We start from the raw sequence: 15701 nt of genomic DNA, 5'->3' as shown, positions 1-15701 counted from the left end.
AGCCCCATGCGTCTGCGTCCGGGTCTGCGCGTGCTGCGCCGCAGCGGCACCGAGGTGCAGGTCGGCACCGACCCGCGCTGGGCTGTGCGCCTGACCGACCTCACGACGTCCGAGGTCGGCGCGCTGCTCGAGCTGGACGACCCGACCCGCGCGGCGTCGCCCCGCCCGCGGTCCGGTGCCGGGTCCGGCCTCGCCGACGTCGCGCCGCTCCTCACGGCGGCCCGCCTCACCGCGACCGGTGACGGGCGCCGCGCCGAGGGCCCGGCCTCCGCGGACGCGGCGGTCTGGTCCCTCCTGCTGCCCGACGGCGACGGCGCCGCGCTCGTCCGCGCCCGCTCGACGCGGACCGTCGGCGTCGTCGGCCTCGGCCCGACCGGTCTCGGCGTCGCCGTCACGCTCGCCGCGGCGGGCGTGGGACGGGTGCTGTTCGACGACGACCGGCCGGTGCGGTCGTCGGACGTCGGCGTCGGCGGGTACCGCTGGGGTGACGTCGGGACACGGCGCGACGTCGTCGCCGCGCGCGTGCTGCGCGACGCCGCGCCGCGGGTGAGCGTCGAGGGTGCCGTCGTGCCGGACCTGCTCGTCGTGGTCGAGCACGGGGCCGCAGACCCGGCACGGTCCGCGGTGCTCGTCGGCTCGGGCGTCCCGCACCTGTCGGTGGTCGTGCGTGAGGCGGACACGGTCGTCGGTCCTCTGGTCGACCCCGGCCACGGCCCGTGCCTGCGCTGCCTCGATCTGCACCGCGCCGACGCCGACCCGGTGTGGCCGACGCTCGTCGCGCAGCTCGTCGGTGCGCCCGGGCGGCCCGACCGGCCGGAGGTGGGCGTCGTCGCCGGCGTCGGCGCGGCGCTGGCCGCGGCCGTGGCCCTCACGGTCCTCGACGGGACCGCCCGCCCCCGCGCGGGGACGACCTACGAGGTCGGGCTGCCCGACGCCGTCCCCCGGGTACGCGAATGGGCGGTGCACCCGGACTGCGGGTGCACCGCCCTGCCCGTCGTGGGACGGGTACCGGTGCCGACGACCTGAGCGGTCGCCGGAAGGTCCGACCGTGAGGCGCCCCCGCGTGGGGCGCGCCTCACGTGCTGGTCACGCGGCCGGGAGCGGGTTCTTCCGCGGGCGTCCCCGGCCACGCTTCGTGGCGACGACCACACCGCCGATGAAGACCTGACCGCCCCAGACGCCCCAGGGCTCGGCCCGCTCGATGGCGCCGGCGAGGCAGCCCTCCATGAGCGGGCACTCCCGGCAGAGCGCCTTCGCGCGCTCCACGACCGCCGTCTGCTCGGCGAACCACAGCTCCGGGTCGTGCGAGCGGCACGGGATGAGGTCGGCGACGAGCGCGTCGAACTGGGTGTCGTCGGTGGTCGCGGTGCTGCCCGTGGGAGGCCAGGCGCCAGATCCGCCCTGGTTCACGGTGTCGAGCAGCGTCGTGAGCCGCACGATGTCCTCCTGATGTCCTCGCTGATGAGCGTGTCGTTCGTGGTCCGGACCGGACCGACACGTTCACCCCGGGTCATCGGGGAAATGTGAAGGCCGCGGATCCGATGTACGGACTCCGCGGCCTGGGCGACCTCAGTGGGTCAGACCTAGGGAGTCCTGAGACGGATGTAGCGATCGGTGGTGGGACGCTTGCGCCACGTCGGAAGGAGCTCGGTGTCGATGCCCGTCCCCTGGAACCGGTCGGCGACGACCGTCATCCCGGAGATGGACACACCACGCCCCTCGAAGCCGGCGCCGGTGGGCGCGGCGACATGTGCGCACGCCTGAGCGACGCTCGAGGTGACGATCAGGTTGGTGTTCATCGCGACTCCCACCTCCTTCCGGCTTCGGGCTCTGGCCTTCCGGCGCAGCCCACGTTCAAGGACGAGGATCACAGTAGGGCGGGGTCGTGACGCGGGACAACCGAATTAACGACATGTCCTCGACGAATCTCGGACGGTCGCCCGTTCAGCCCTGTCCGGCGCTCCCCGCGGCCCGCGCGACGACCGCGAGGACGTCGTCGCCGAGGGTCGCGAGCGTCTGCGCGCCGACGCCGGGGACGCGCCCCAGCTCCTCGCGCGTGCGGGGCTGGTGCACGCCGATGAGGGCGACGGTCGCCGTGGTCAGGACGCGCGCCGGGCTCACGCCCGCGGACCGGGCCTGCTCGTCGCGCCAGCGGGTGAGCTCGGCGACGACACGGCGGGCGCGCGGGTCGTCGTCGTCCGCGGTCGGGTCGAGGGTGACGGTCGGGCGGCGGGTGGAGGACGAGCGGGCCGGCCGACGGTCGTCGGGCCACAGGTCGCCGAGGAAGCGCGAGCGCGTGCGGTTCGGCCGGCCGCCGGGCAGGCGCGAGCGGGCGTACGACAGGTGCAGGTGCTCGCGCGCGCGGGTGACGCCGACGTACAGCAGGCGGCGCTCCTCGGCGACGGCGGCCGGCGTGTCGGCGAGGGACGTCGGCAGCAGGCCCTCGCTGAGTCCGGCGAGGAACACGGCGTCCCACTCGAGGCCCTTGGCGGCGTGCAACGACGCGAGCGTCACGCCCTCGACGGTCGGCGCGTGCTGCGCGGCGGCGCGCTCGTCGAGCTCGGCGACGAGGTCCACCAGCGTCGCCGGCTGGTCGCCCGAGGCCGTGCCGGTGCCGTCGGCGGAGGCGGCGGCGAGCTCGTCGGCCAGGCCCACGAGCGCGTGCATCGCGTCCCAGCGTTCCCGGGCGGCGCCGCGTGCGGCGGGCGGCTCCTCGGACCAGCCGACGGTGCGCAGGATGTCGCGCACCGTCTCGGGCATGGGGACCGTCGGGTCGGCGGACCGCGCGCCACCGCGCAGCAGGACGAGGGCGTCGCGGACGTCCCGTCGGGCGAAGAACCGCTCGCCGCCGCGGACCTGGTACGCGATCCCCGCGGTCGCGAGCGCTTCCTCGAAGGCCTCCGACTGCGCGTTCGTGCGGTAGAGCACCGCGACCTCGCTGGGCCGCACGCCCGTGCGCACCAGGCGGCCGATCGCGTGCGCGACCCCGGTCGCCTCGGCCTCGTCGTCGTCGTAGGCCGTGAACCGCACCTCGGGACCGTCGGGGCGTTGCGCGCGGAGCTCGAGCGGCGCCGGACCGCCCGCGCGGCGGGTCGCGTCGATGACGCGGTTGGCCAGGCTCACCACCTGGGGCGTCGAGCGGTAGTCGCGGACCAGCCGGACGACCGTCGCGCCCGGGTGCGTCGTCGCGAACGTCGTGAGGTGGTACGGCGTCGCGCCCGCGAACGAGTAGATGGTCTGGCTCGGGTCGCCCACGACGCACAGCTCGTGGCGGCCGCCCAGCCACTGGTCGAGCAGGAACTGCTGGAGCGGGCTGACGTCCTGGTACTCGTCGACGACGAAGTAGCGGTACTGCTCGCGGATCTCGTCGGCGACGTCCCGGCGCTCGGCGAGCATCGCCGACAGCAGCAGCAGGACGTCCTCGAAGTCGATCACGCCGCGCTCGGCCTTGACCTGCTCGTACGACGTCATGAGCCGCGCGACGGCCTGCGGGTCCTGTCCGCTCGGCGCCGGGCGCGCGATCGCGGAGACGGCCTTCTCGTAGTCGTCGGCCGTGACGAGCGAGACCTTGGCCCACTCGATCTCCGACGCGAGGTCCCGCACGCTCACCCGGTCCACCGACAGGCCGACCCGGCGCGCGGCCTCCGCGACGACCTGCGCCTTCTGGTCGAGGATCCGGGGCGGGGCGCCGCCGACGACCTTGGGCCAGAAGTAGCCGAGCTGCCGCAGCGCCGCCGCGTGGAACGTGCGCGCCTGCACGCCCGACGCGCCCAGGCCGCGCAACCGGGTCCGCATCTCCCCCGCCGCCCGGGCCGTGAACGTCACCGCGAGCACGTTGCCCGGCCGGTAGACGCCCGTGCGGATCCCGTACGCGATGCGGTGCGTGATCGCGCGCGTCTTGCCCGTGCCGGCACCCGCGAGCACGCACACCGGGCCGCGCAGCGCGGTGGCGACGGCCCGCTGCTCGGGGTCGAGGGCGTCGAGGAGGGCGTCGGCGGACATCGTCGACCAGTGTCGCAGCCGCGACCGACAGCCTCGACCCGCCGTCCCCAGGTCGCCGCAGGTCAGCCGTCCGTGTGGTCCACACCACACCGGCGGCGCGGAAGCCGCACCCGTGCGACCGTGTTGCAGCGGGTGACGAGGCGCGTGCCTCGTCACCGTCCGTCGGGGTCCGGTCGTCCGGGCCCCGCCCGCCGAGACCACGAGGACGCATGACCACCGAGACCCTGCCCCAGGCCGGCACCGTGACGATGTACTCCACCACCTGGTGCGGGTACTGCCACCGGCTGAAGAAGCAGCTCGACTCCGCGGGCATCGGCTACACCGAGGTCGACGTCGAGCAGGACGACGCGGCCGCGCAGTACGTCGAGTCGGTCAACGGCGGCAACCGCACCGTGCCGACGGTCGTGTTCCCCGACGGCGGTGCGCTCACCAACCCGTCGCTGGTCCAGGTCCGCGAGCGCCTCGGGTCCTGACGGCATCACGTCCCGTCGTCGCGGTCCCGTGGTCGCGGTGCACCGAGCTCTGACTGACCGGACGACAGCGCGGACCCGCCGCCGTCGGGTCGGTCAGAACTCGGGCCCGGCCGGCAGCGTGCCGCCGAACCAGTCCTCGACGAGGGCACGCGCGATCGACGACGGCCCCGGCGGGATCACCTCGCCCGACGCGACGGCGTCGCGCAGCTCCTCGCGGGTGAACCACGCCGCGCTCTCGAGCTCGACGCCGTCCACGGCGACCTCCGTCGACCGCGCGTGCGCCCGGAACCCCACCATGAGCGACGCCGGGAACGGCCACGGCTGGCTGCCCCGGTACTCGACGGTGTCGACGACGACACCGGTCTCCTCCAGGACCTCGCGGCGCACCGCGTTCTCCAGCGACTCGCCGGCCTCGACGAACCCCGCGAGCGTCGACCAGCGGTGCGCCGCCCACGCCGCCGCGTGCCCCAGCAGCAGCCGGTCCGCGTCGTCGACGACCGCCATGATCACCGCCGGGTCCGTGCGCGGGTAGTGCTCCGACCCGTCGACGGTGCACGTGCGCACCCACCCCGACTGCGTCGCGACGGTGGCGGCACCGCAGCGGGGGCAGCGGGGGTGCCGTGCGTGCCAGGCGTCGAGCGCGACCGCCGCGGTCGCGAGCCCGGCGTCGCGAGCCGACAGCGTCGCGCCGACGACCCGCAGGGACGACCACCGGGTGCCCGCCGCGAGCGGTGTCGGGGGCGACGTCGGGGGCTGGTCGGACCCGTCGGACGCGGCGGCGTGCACGAGGACGTCCGACGCCGACCCCGTCGCGGGTGCCGGCCGGCGGCCCAGCACCCGCCTCGCGACGTACGCCGTGCCGTCCCCGTCCCGGCCGAGCAGGAGCCACAGGCCGTCGACGTCGGCGTCCGGTGACGCCGTCGAGCCGGGGACGTTTGCGCCGGCGGGCGCGTCGAGACCTTCCTCGACGAGCGTGCGTGCGGAGTCCGGCGTCAGCAGCAGGAGCGCGAAGGCGTCGTCGGTGAGGACGCTGCCGTCGTCGACGAGCAGGACGCGCGTCGACTCCGCCGCGAGCGCCTCGGCGAGACCGTCGCGCCGGTGCTCCGCCGCCCGGTCCACCACGGCACGGGACAGGGGCAGCGCGTCGACGATCACGCCGCCACGGTACGCGTCGGGGCGCCCGACGGCCCGGGCGCCCGACGGCCGGGGACCGCACGGCCGGTCGCGCGCCCGGGGACCGCATGGCCGCTCGCGCGGCCGTCGCCCGGGCTCTCGGGGTCACGCCGACCGCGGGCGACGCGGCGACTGCGCATCGCGCAGCCGGACGAATGGGACCGACACGCCGGGGCGCGACCCCGGCTCGCACGCGTCGCCGACCTACCCTGGTCGACGTGCCTCGCTCACCCCTCGCTCTCGCCGCGCTGGCGACGGTCGCCGTCCCCGGCCTCGACGCGTACGACGTGCGACGGCCCGCGCAGCCCGGCACGGACTACGACGTCGCGGTCGTGATCGACGCGCAGCGCCGCCGCTGGGTCGTGCGCGCACCGTCCAGCGCCGCCGCGGGCGCCGCGCTCGAGGCCGAGGTCGACCTGCTGGAAGGGCTCGCCGAGCACGCGACGTCGGGCGCCCTCCCGTTCGCCGTGCCCCGACCCGTCGGGTTCGCGCACCTCCCCGAGGGTGGCCGCGCGGCCGTGCACGCCGAGATCCCGGGCGCGCCGCTGCGCGTCGACACCCTGCGCCCCGGTCCGGGGCTCGCCGCCGACCTCGGGCGGGCGATCGCCGCGCTGCACGAGCTGCCCACGTCCGTCGTCGAGAGCGTCGGCCTGCCCGTCTACGAGGCGACCGAGTACCGCCAGCGCCGCCAGGCGGAGGTCGACGAGGCCGCCCGCACCGGCAAGGTCCCGCCCGCGCTGCTGCGCCGGTGGGAGGAGCAGCTCGAGGACGTCGCGATGTGGCGGTTCCGGCCGACGGTCGTGCACGGCGACCTGTCCGCCGACCGCGTGCTCGTCCACGACGGCAAGGTCAGCGGCGTCCTCGGCTGGGGCGACGCCGTCGTGGCCGACCCGGCCGACGACCTCTCGTGGCTCCTGGTCGCCGCACCGCCCGACGCCGCCGACTCGGTCATGGAGGCGTACCAGCTGCGGCGCACCGAGCTCACCGACCCGCACCTGCTGCGGCGCGCGTTCCTCGCGGGCGAGCTCGCGCTCGCGCGGTGGCTCCTCTTCGGCGTGCGGACCGGTGACGACGAGGTCGTCGCGGACGCCGTCGCGATGCTCCAGGACCTCGACGAGCACACGCGCCTCGCCGAGGCGGAGTCCTCCGCGTCCTACGCCTGACGGCCCGCTCAGACGGGCCGGTCCCCGGAGACCGGTGGTGCGACGGGACGACCGGTCGTCGCGCCGTGCGTCCGTGCGGCCGGCCCGCCCGGGTTCGCCGCCCCGCGGTCCACGTTCGAGGGCCACGTGCGGTCCGCGCCGCCGCGTCGGTCGGCCGGGGCCGCCGACGCCGCCGGGTCGGTGGCGCGGCGCAGCAGGGTCGTGATCTCGTCCTCGCCCAGGAGGCGCTGCGGGTAGACCGTCTCGCCGGTCCCGACGTAGCAGAACGCCGCTCGGACGAGGTCGAGCGGGGTCCCGGTCCAGCGCGACCACGCGAGCCGGTAGACGGCGAGCTGGAGCTCGCGCGAGGCCCGCGCCTCGGGGTCCGTCGGCGGTGCGCCCGTCTTCCAGTCCACGACGACCACGGCACGGCGACCGGCGTCGGTGCGCTCGTCATCGGGGAACAGGGCGTCCGCGCGCTCGTCGTCGGGGAACACGGCGTCGATGCGGGAGCGCAGCACGTACCCGTCGACGGTCGTCTCGACGTCGACCTCGATCGCGAGCGGCGAACGGTCCGCCCAGGGGGTCCGCAGGAACGACGCGCGCAGCGCCTCCTCGTCGACGTCGACGGGCACCGAGTCGTCGTCGGCGCCGGGCAGCGCGTCCACGTCGACCAGCGACGCGGCGCCGTACCAGCCCTCGACCCACGCGTGGAACCGCGTGCCCCGGCGGGCCTGCGGGGACGGTTCGCGCGGCACGGGTCGTCGCAGGCCGCGTGCGAACTCGGCGGGGTCGGCGTGCAACCGGACCAGCGACGACGCCGACAGGTGCGCGGGCAGCTCGACGCCGCCGTCGGGACGCCGGACGCGTTCCTGCTCGGCGAGCAGCCGGTCGGCCAGGTCCTCCCACCGGGACCGGGGTACCGCGCCTGCGTCGACGGGGCGGTCCGTGCCGACGCGATCCAGCGACTCCCCCTCGTCGGCGGCGTGCGGCGTCTCGGCCACCGCCGCCACGACCGCCGCCCGGACGAGGTCCGCGGCGGCCTCCACGGCGGGCCGGCGCCCGGGTCCGTCGTCGGCGGCGAAGGGGTCCGCGGGCCAGACGGCGCTGAGCACCTGGTCCTCGCGCGGGTTGCCGGTGCCCGCCTCGGGCGGGGGCATCCAGCCGTCCTCGGTCACGAGGCCCGCGGTGACGAGCTCCTCGAGGAAGAGCGACAGCGCGCGCGGGCCGCTCGAGTCGCCCCACCAGGCGGCGGACAGCAGCAGGTCGGTGCGGGCGCGCGTCAGCGCGACGTACGCGAGGCGCCGCTCCTCGGCCACCTGGTGTGCGCCGGCGTCGAGGACGAACCGCTGGCGACGCTCCTCGAGGTCCTTGTGGTGCTCGGCTCCGGCGTACGCGAACGCGGGCAGGTCGCGACGGTCGCCGCGCAGCGGGTAGGGGAGTGTGCCGAGGCCCGTGAGCCACGCCGAGTCCTTGGGTCCGTCCTTGCCGCGGGTGCGGGTCGCGGGCAGCACGCCGTCGACGAGCCCGGCGACCGCGACCACGTCCCACTCCAGGCCCTTCGCGGCGTGCACGGTGATGACCTGCACCGCGTCGGGGTCGGGCTCGGCGACCGGCATGTCGAGCCCGCTCTCGCGCGTGTCGGCGGCGTCGAGCCACGCGAGGAACCCGCCCAGCGTCGGGTGGTCGGCGGTGCGCGCGAACTCGACGGCGACGTCGCGGAAGGCGTCGAGGTTGGCGCGGGCGCGGCCGGGCGCGACGCCCGCGCGCGCGGCGACCTCGATGTCGAGCCCGAGGAGCCGCTCGGCCTCGCCGACGAGCTCGGGCACCGCGAGGTACGTGTGCGAGCGCAGGGCGGTGAGGAGCCGTGCGAGGTCCGCGAGGCGCGCACGGGCCGCGTCGCTCAGCTCACGCCCGGTGACGCTGCGCCAGCCCGGACGGGGCAGCTCGTCGAGCGCGTCGACGATGCTGCGCTCGTCGACGACGTCCGCCTGCACCCCCGGGTCGCGCCCGGCCCTCCCGCCGCCACCGGCCCGCCCGGCGAGCTCCGCCGACCAGGCGCCGAGCGCGTGCAGGTCCGCCGCACCGAGCCGCGTGCGGCCACCCGTGAGGAGCCGCATGAGCGCGTCGCCGCGGGACGGGTCGTGCGCGGCCTGCAGCGCGGCGACGAGGTCCACGACCTCGGGGGTCGCGAGCAGACCGCCGAGGCCCACGACCTCGACCGGCAGGCCCGCGGCTCGCAGCGCGCGCTGCACGACCGGGAACTGTGAGCGCTTGCGGCACAGCACGGCGGCCGTGACGCGCTCGACGCCCGGCGCGGCGGCGCGCCAGCGGGCCTTGACGAACTCCGCGATCGCGCGCGCCTCGTCCTCGACGGTCTCGGCGACGTGCGCGTGCACGCGGCCGTCGCCCGCGCCGGGCCGCGCGGCGAGCACCGGGACGTCGACGCGCGACGTCGACGCGCGCAGCGGTGCCGCGACGACGTTGGCGGCGTCGAGGATCCGCCGGTCGTTGCGCCACGACGTCGACAGCGAGTGCACGTCGGCGGGACGCCGGTCCCCGTCGGGCCCGACCACCGGGAAGGTCGTCGGGAAGCCCTCGAGCCCGCCCGCGCTCGCCCCGCGCCAGCCGTAGATCGACTGGTGCGGGTCGCCGACCGCGGTCACCGGGTGACCGTCGCCGAACAGCGCGGCCAGCAGCGTGAGCTGCGCGTACGACGTGTCCTGGTACTCGTCGAGCAGCACGACCCGGAACCGCGCGCGCTCGCCCGCGGCGACGTCCGGCACGTCGAGCGCGAGCCGCGCGGCCAGCGCGACCTGGTCGCCGAAGTCGATGCTGTCCGCGGCGCGCTTGCGGTCGCGGTAGGTCGCGACGAGGTCGAGCACGCGCGACCGCTCGCCGAGCAGGCGGAGGAGGGCGGCGACGTCGCGGTAGGGCTCGGTGCGCTTGCCCGGCCCGTGCGGCGTCGCGGTGATCGCGTCGACGATCCCGGCGATCCCCGCCTGCGCCTCGGCCGGCGTGAGGAGGTGCTCGTCGAGCGCGCCGGACAGGGACAGCACCGCGTCGACGACGGTCGAGGTGGCGGCGTCCGTGTCGACGTCGCCGGTCCACGCCTCGACGACCTCGTGCGCGAGCTGCCACTGCGCGGCCTCGCCGAGCAGGCGCGCCGACGGGTCGAGGCCGAGGCGCAGCGCGTGGTCGCCGACCAGGGACGACGCGTAGGCGTTGTAGGTCGCGATCGTCGGCCGGGCGAGCGCACCGAGCACGTCGCCGTCCGCCCCCGCCAGGACCGCGGCGCCGGGCAGGACCACGCCGTCCTCGGCCGCCGCCCGTGCGAGGCGGCGCAGGCGTCGACGCACCCGCTCGGCGAGCTCGGCGGCGGCCTTGCGCGTGAACGTCAGCCCCAGCACCTGCTCGGGCGCGACGAGCCCGTTCGCGAGCAGCCAGACGACGCGCGCCGCCATCGTCTCGGTCTTGCCGGACCCGGCCCCGGCGACGACGAGCGCGGGCGCGAGCGGCGACTCGACCACCCGCTCCTGCTCGGGGGTGGGCGGCGGCTGGCCGACGAGCGCGGCGATCTGCGCCGCGGACAGCAGGCTCACGCGACCACCTGCCCGCCCTCGGTGCGCACCGGGCACGACCGGCGGACCGGGCAGCGGTCGCACAGGTCGTTGGTGGTCGCGACGAACGTGGACGCGGCCATCTTGTCGGCGACCTCGTCGACGAGCGTGCGCGCCCACGTCGGGCCGTCGTCCTCGCCCCCGAGCGCCTCCTGGTGCCGTTCGGTCGCCGACGCGCCCGTGCCGAGGTACACGAGCCGCGCGCCCGTGCTCACGGCGTCGGGCGGCAGCGTCTCGAACGCGCCCGCGTCGACCGCGAGCTGGTAGGCGCCGAGCTGCGGGTTGGTCGCGGCCTTCGCCTTGCTCGGGACGGTCGCGCCGGTCTTGAGGTCCACGACACGGACGCCGGTGCCGCCGTCGGCGGCCGCGTCGGGGTCGAGCTCGACGCGGTCGACGGTGCCGCGCACGACGGCGCGGTCGGTGCGCAGCGTGAACTCGCCCTCGACCAGCAGCGGCGCACCCGCGTCGCGCAGGTACCCGGCGAGGCGGTCGATCATCGCCTCGGCGCGCCGCCGGGTCGCCCGCGCGGGCCAGCCGTCGCCCAGGCCGAGCTCCGACCAGCGCCGGTCCAGCTCGGCGGCGAGCTCGGCCCGTGTGCCGCGCGGGTGCTCCTGCGCGATGGCGTGGACGAGCGTGCCGAGCGTCTGCCCGCTGGAGTCGGCAGCGGTCCCTCCCGCGGCCTCGAGCGCCCAGCGCAGCGCGCACCGCTGCGCCGTCTCCAGCCGGGACGGCGACACCGGGACGCGCTCCTCCGGCCCCCAGAGCGGCTGGTCGCTCGACGGCGTGGCGAGTCCGTGCCACTCGGCGGGGTCGGCGCCGGCGACGCCCGCGCGCGCGAGCCGGGCGAGCGTGCGCGCGAGCGCGGGATCCGGGTCGACGCCGTCGACGACCGCCTGCTCGAGCCGCGAGCGCAGCTCGGCGACCAGCCCGCGCAGGTCGGCGGCTGCGGGGACCGTCGTGCGGCGGTGGTCCACGTCGCCGTCCGACGGCTCGACGAGGTCGAGGAAGGGCGAGGGCTGCTGGTCGGCGTCCGCGACCGCCGTGACGACCAGCCGCGACCGCGCGCGCGAGCACGCGACCGCGAAGGAGCGCAGCTCGTCGGCGAGGACGGCGGCACGTGCCTCGGCGGCGCGGGCACCCTCGTCGCCACCGTCGACGTGGCGGCCGGCCACGACCTCGACGAGGCGCTGCGCCCCCAGCAGCGAGTCCCGCAGCCGGAGGTCGGGCCAGACGCCGTCCTGCACGCCGGCGACGACCACGAGGTCCCACTCCTGGCCCGCGGCGCCCGCGGGGGTGAGCACGGGCACGGCCTGACGACGCGCGGCGGCGGCGATCGAGTCCGAGGGCAGGTCCTGCGCGGCGAGCCAGTCGGCGAACGCGCCGGGCGTCGCGCGCGGCATGCGGTCGACGAACGTCTCGGCGGCGCGGAACAGCGCGAGCACCGCGTCGAGGTCGCGGTCGGCGCGCTCCCCCGCGACGCCACCCGCGAGCGCGGACCGCCGCCACGGCTCCGCGAGCCCCGACGCGTGCCACAGCGCCCACAGCACCGTCTGCGCGTCGGCGTCGGCCTCCGCGGCCGCGCGGCGCCCCGCGGCCAGCACCTCCGCGAGCCGGGCGACGGGGCGCGCGACGGACGACGGGAGCGTCGCGACGCGGGCCGGGTCACCGAGCGCCTCGACCAGGAGCACGTCGCTCGTGCGGCCGCCGCCGGACGCGAGCTCCTCCGCACGCAGCGCGCGCCGGACGCGGCGCAGACCGACCGCGTCGAGGCCGCCCAGCGGGGAGCACGCGAGCCGGGCGGCCACGTCCGGGTCGAGCTCGGCGTCGCCGACCACGACGCGTACCGCCTCGAGCAGCGGCCGGACCGCGGGCTCCTCGCGCAGCGGGACGTCGCTGCCGACGACCGTCACCGGGACGGACGCGCCGGCGAGCGCGCGGCGCAGGGCCGTGACCTGCGCGCCCGACCGCGCGACGACCGCCATCTCGTCCCAGCCGACGCCGTCCTCCAGGTGCGCGGTGCGCAACGCGTGCGCGACGAACGCGGCCTCCTGCGCGGTGCTCGGCAGCACCGCGGCACGCACGAGGCCGGACCCGTCGGCCCCCGCCGCCGGCTCCCGGTCGGCACCGGTCGTCGCACGCGGCTGCGCGCGGCGGTGCTGCACCGCCCCGACGGAGCCGATGCGCTCGGTGACCCGCCGCGTGACGTCCCGCAGCGCGTCGCCGTGCCGCCACACCGTCCGCAGCACGTGCGTCGCGGCTCCGAGCTCCCCGTCGCCGTCACCCTCGACGGGCGCGCGTCCGACCAGCGCCGGAGCGGCGCCTCGGAACGTCTGCACCGCGGCGTCGGGGTCGGCGAGCAGCAGGAGCCGCGCACCGTCGTCGGCGAGCACGCGCAGCAGCCGCGCGGTCGCGGACGTGCTCTCCTGGTGGTCGTCGACGACGACCAGCCGCCAGCGCGGCCGCACCGCGCCGGGCACCTCGTCGTCCCACGCGAGCAGCGCCTGCGCGGCCTCCTCGACGACGACGGCGGGGTCGAGCCGCGCGCCGAGGTCGGGCGTCGCGGAGCGGAGCTCGAGGACGTCGAGGTACTCCTCGTAGACCTGCGCCGCGGCCGTCCACTCGGGCCGCGCGTGCCGCTCGCCGAGCCCGGCGAGGTCGACCGGGCCGAGCCCGCGCTCGGCGGCGCGCATGAGCAGGTCGCGCAGCTCGTCGCGGAACGCGCGCATCGTCGGCACGTCGGCGGGCACGTCGCCCGGCCAGGCGGGACGCGCACCCTCGCCGGCGGCGTGCCCGGCCAGGAGCTCCGCGAGCAGCAGGTCCTGCTCCGCGCCGGACACGAGCGTCGGCGGGACGAGCCCGAGGTGCGCGGCGCGGGACCTCAGCACCGCGAACGCGACCGCGGGTGCGGTCTGCACGAGCGGGCGGCCCGACGTCGCGCGCAGCCGGGCGGCGAGCCGGTCCCGCAGGTCCGCGGCCGCGCGACGGCCTGCGGACACGACGAGCACGTCCTCCGGCGCCAGGCCCGCGGACACGGCCGCGACGACGGTCTCCAGCGCGACGGTCGTCTTGCCCGTGCCGGGCGCACCGAGGACGAGCAGCGCCCGGTCGTCGCCGCGCACGGCACGGTCGACCGCGAGCGCCTGGTCGTCGTCGAGGACGACCCGGCTGCCCGGCCCCCGCACCGGCCCGTCCGCCAGGGCGGGGCGCACGAGGCGCAGCGCGGGGGTCGTCGTCACGGCGCCGATCCCATCACGGGCCGCCGACACCGCCGTCCACCGGCAGGTCGTCAGGCGTGTGACGCGGGGACCGTCAGGGGAACGGCCACGGGTTCGGGACGCACGGCGCCGCCTTGTACGACTGCTGCTGCATGAGCGGCGCGCGAGCGCCCGGTGCCGGGCACTTCTCGTGCCCGTGACCCAGCAGGTGGCCGACCTCGTGGTTGACGAGGTACTGGCGGTAGGTGACCTTGTCGCCCGCGAGCTCCTGCGTCGCGAGCACCCAGCGCCGCAGGTTGAGCACCGCGTTGCCGGCGCGGCCGCACGAGACCTGACCGTTCGTGTCGAGCGGGGCGCACAGGTCGTCCACCGACTCGGGCGACGCGAGCGTCACGCGGAACTCGGCGGGGCCGTCGGTGCGCGCGAACGACACGGACCCGTCGGCGCCCCAGCCGCGCGGGTCGTTGAGCGTCGCCATGACCGTCCGCGCGAAGCGCGCGCCGTCGACCGCCAGACCGTCCTCGACCTCGACGCGGATCGTCCGCACGCGGCCGGTCCCCGGTCCCGGGTCGGTGCCGGGGACGACCGTGAACGTCCCGGCGCCGCGCTCGGGGATGTCGACCGACAGCAGTCCCGCCTCGACGTCGCCGAGGGTCAGCCCCGGCGGCAGCGCGACGACCGGCGGGTCCGCCGACAGCAGCGGGTCGAACGTCGGTGTCGGGTCCGGTGCACGCACGGCCGTCCGGGACGTGTCGGCGCCGCGCGCCTGCTCGTCGTCCGCGACGAGCGCACCCTGGCCCGGCACCTGCCCGGCCGAGACGGACAGCGCGAGCGCACCGCGCAACGCGTCCGTGGCCGAGCCTGTCGGCAGCGTCAGCGTCGCCGTCCCGGCACCGAGCAGCAGCCCGCCCGCGGCGACGAGCGAGGCGAGCAGGACCCCGCGACGCCGGGCGGGACGCGCGCCGGGACGCTCCGGCCGGGCTCCGGGCGCACGCGGGGCGCGCTCGTCCGGACGGGGCATCTCGGGCGGGATCACGCGGACATCGTCGCATCCCGGACACGTCCCGTCGCTACCATGCCGGGATGACAGACGGGACCGACGGCTCGCCCCCCCGGCCGCGCAGCCCGCGGATGGCCCGCGACGAGCGGCGTGCCCAGGTGCTGCGCATCGCGCAGGACCTCTTCTCGTCCGAGGGCTTCCACCACGTCTCGATGGACGACATCGCCGACCGCGCCGAGGTCAGCAAGCCGGTGCTGTACCGGCACTTCCCCTCCAAGCTCGACCTCTACCTCGCCGTCGTCGACCAGTGCGGCTCCGACCTCCTCGCGGCCGTCGAGGAGGCCGTCGCCCCCCTCGAGGCGGGTCCCGTGCAGCGCGGCGCGGGTCGTGACGTCATCGCCGCGATCGTCCGCGCCTACATCGACTTCGTCGACGTCGCGGGCGAGTCCTCGACGCTGCTGTTCGAGTCCGACGTCACGCACGACGCCGACGTGCGCGCGCGCGTCGAGCACGCGTCGTCGGAGGCCGCGCGCCGGATCGCGCGCGTGCTGTCCCAGGTGACAGGCCTGGCCGACGACGCGTCCGCCACGCTCGCCGTCTCGCTCATCGCGATGGCGCAGGGCGCGGCGACGCACCGCCTCCGCACGACGCCCGTCGCGGACGCCGGTCTGACCGCCGAGCTCGTCACGCAGCTCGCCTGGGGCGGGGTCGCCGGGCTGGTCCGCCCCGACTTCGTCTACGAGGACGCCTAGGATCGTCGAGGCGGGCTCCCCGTGGGCCCGGACGCTCGCGAGCGGACGACGTTGGAGGACGAGGAAGACATGGCCGTGGAGATCACGATCGGCGTGCAGAACCTGCCGCGGGAGATCGTCCTGGAGACCGACCAGACCGCTGACGAGGTCGCGGCGGCCGTCGCCGCCGCGCTGGACGGCAAGACGGTGCTGGAGCTGCACGACACGCGCGGTCGTCGGGTGATCGTCCCGACGTCCACGCTGGGCTACGTGGAGATCGGCTCCGAGACGAAGGCCCGCGTGGGTTTCGGCAGCATCTGACGACGCACGACGAGGCCCCCGCCG

The 15701-nt window shown here is 76.9% G+C and carries 12 protein-coding genes; 5 read left to right on the top strand and 7 right to left on the bottom strand.

Translation table 11 applies throughout. The features are described 5' to 3' along the window. The first annotated feature begins 6 nt into the window (after positions 1 to 6). Positions 7 to 1026, top strand: a complete 1020-nt coding sequence (locus OOT42_RS06170; protein ID WP_273654013.1) for a ThiF family adenylyltransferase — start codon at positions 7 to 9, stop codon at positions 1024 to 1026. A 60-nt stretch (positions 1027 to 1086) separates the two neighbouring features. On the opposite strand, the gene OOT42_RS06165 is transcribed toward OOT42_RS06170, so the two are convergent. The 3 genes from OOT42_RS06165 to OOT42_RS06155 form a co-directional block, all read right to left on the bottom strand. Then, complete coding sequence (locus OOT42_RS06165) at positions 1087 to 1437, bottom strand: WhiB family transcriptional regulator (protein ID WP_273654012.1); 351 nt, start codon at positions 1435 to 1437, stop codon at positions 1087 to 1089. A gap of 146 nt (positions 1438 to 1583) precedes the next feature. Continuing rightward, positions 1584 to 1799, bottom strand: a complete 216-nt coding sequence (locus tag OOT42_RS06160; RefSeq protein ID WP_273654011.1) for a hypothetical protein — start codon at positions 1797 to 1799, stop codon at positions 1584 to 1586. 145 nt (positions 1800 to 1944) lie between these two features. Continuing rightward, positions 1945 to 4002, bottom strand: a complete 2058-nt coding sequence (locus OOT42_RS06155; protein ID WP_273654010.1) for an ATP-dependent helicase — start codon at positions 4000 to 4002, stop codon at positions 1945 to 1947. A gap of 209 nt (positions 4003 to 4211) precedes the next feature. On the opposite strand from OOT42_RS06155, the gene OOT42_RS06150 reads away from it, so the two are divergent. Then, complete coding sequence (locus OOT42_RS06150) at positions 4212 to 4475, top strand: mycoredoxin (protein WP_273654009.1); 264 nt, start codon at positions 4212 to 4214, stop codon at positions 4473 to 4475. A gap of 93 nt (positions 4476 to 4568) precedes the next feature. On the opposite strand, the gene nudC is transcribed toward OOT42_RS06150, so the two are convergent. After that, a complete protein-coding gene (gene nudC / locus OOT42_RS06145) occupies positions 4569 to 5630 on the bottom strand; it encodes an NAD(+) diphosphatase (protein ID WP_273654008.1) in 1062 nt (353 codons plus the stop codon). A 236-nt stretch (positions 5631 to 5866) separates the two neighbouring features. On the opposite strand from nudC, the gene OOT42_RS06140 reads away from it, so the two are divergent. Then, positions 5867 to 6811: a phosphotransferase gene (locus tag OOT42_RS06140; protein WP_273654007.1), complete on the top strand. Its 945-nt coding sequence runs from the start codon at positions 5867 to 5869 to the stop codon at positions 6809 to 6811. A gap of 8 nt (positions 6812 to 6819) precedes the next feature. On the opposite strand, the gene OOT42_RS06135 is transcribed toward OOT42_RS06140, so the two are convergent. The 3 genes from OOT42_RS06135 to OOT42_RS06125 form a co-directional block, all read right to left on the bottom strand. Then, positions 6820 to 10392 (bottom strand): ATP-dependent DNA helicase, encoded by a 3573-nt coding sequence (locus OOT42_RS06135; RefSeq protein WP_273654006.1) that lies wholly within the window; start codon positions 10390 to 10392, stop codon positions 6820 to 6822. After that, a complete protein-coding gene (locus OOT42_RS06130) occupies positions 10389 to 13646 on the bottom strand; it encodes an ATP-dependent helicase (protein WP_273654005.1) in 3258 nt (1085 codons plus the stop codon). The genes OOT42_RS06135 and OOT42_RS06130 overlap by 4 nt, the downstream gene beginning before the upstream one ends. Positions 13647 to 13719: 73 nt before the next feature. Next, positions 13720 to 14661, bottom strand: coding sequence for a DUF3152 domain-containing protein (locus OOT42_RS06125; RefSeq protein WP_273654004.1), 942 nt, complete (start codon positions 14659 to 14661; stop codon positions 13720 to 13722). A gap of 47 nt (positions 14662 to 14708) precedes the next feature. On the opposite strand from OOT42_RS06125, the gene OOT42_RS06120 reads away from it, so the two are divergent. Together OOT42_RS06120 and OOT42_RS06115 are read left to right on the top strand one after the other, a co-directional pair. After that, positions 14709 to 15377: a TetR/AcrR family transcriptional regulator gene (locus OOT42_RS06120; protein ID WP_168679395.1), complete on the top strand. Its 669-nt coding sequence runs from the start codon at positions 14709 to 14711 to the stop codon at positions 15375 to 15377. Positions 15378 to 15452: 75 nt separating this feature from the next. After that, positions 15453 to 15677, top strand: coding sequence for a DUF3107 domain-containing protein (locus tag OOT42_RS06115; RefSeq protein WP_168679396.1), 225 nt, complete (start codon positions 15453 to 15455; stop codon positions 15675 to 15677). The last annotated feature ends 24 nt before the right edge of the window (positions 15678 to 15701 follow it).

Origin of the sequence: Cellulomonas fimi (assembly GCF_028583725.1) — a bacterium.
Lineage (GTDB): Bacteria > Actinomycetota > Actinomycetes > Actinomycetales > Cellulomonadaceae > Cellulomonas > Cellulomonas fimi_B.
Note: the sequence above shows the minus strand (reverse complement) of the source record. Positions and strands in the feature narration are given on the sequence as shown.

Excerpts from the sequence above, each read along its gene's own strand:
- OOT42_RS06160 (WP_273654011.1), bottom strand. The coding sequence starts at position 1,799 with ATGAACACCAACCTGATCGTCACCTCGAGCGTCGCTCAGGCGTGCGCA.
- OOT42_RS06150 (WP_273654009.1), top strand. The coding sequence starts at position 4,212 with ATGACCACCGAGACCCTGCCCCAGGCCGGCACCGTGACGATGTACTCC.
- OOT42_RS06120 (WP_168679395.1), top strand. The coding sequence starts at position 14,709 with ATGACAGACGGGACCGACGGCTCGCCCCCCCGGCCGCGCAGCCCGCGG.
- OOT42_RS06170 (WP_273654013.1), top strand. The coding sequence starts at position 7 with ATGCGTCTGCGTCCGGGTCTGCGCGTGCTGCGCCGCAGCGGCACCGAG.
- OOT42_RS06155 (WP_273654010.1), bottom strand. The coding sequence starts at position 4,002 with ATGTCCGCCGACGCCCTCCTCGACGCCCTCGACCCCGAGCAGCGGGCC.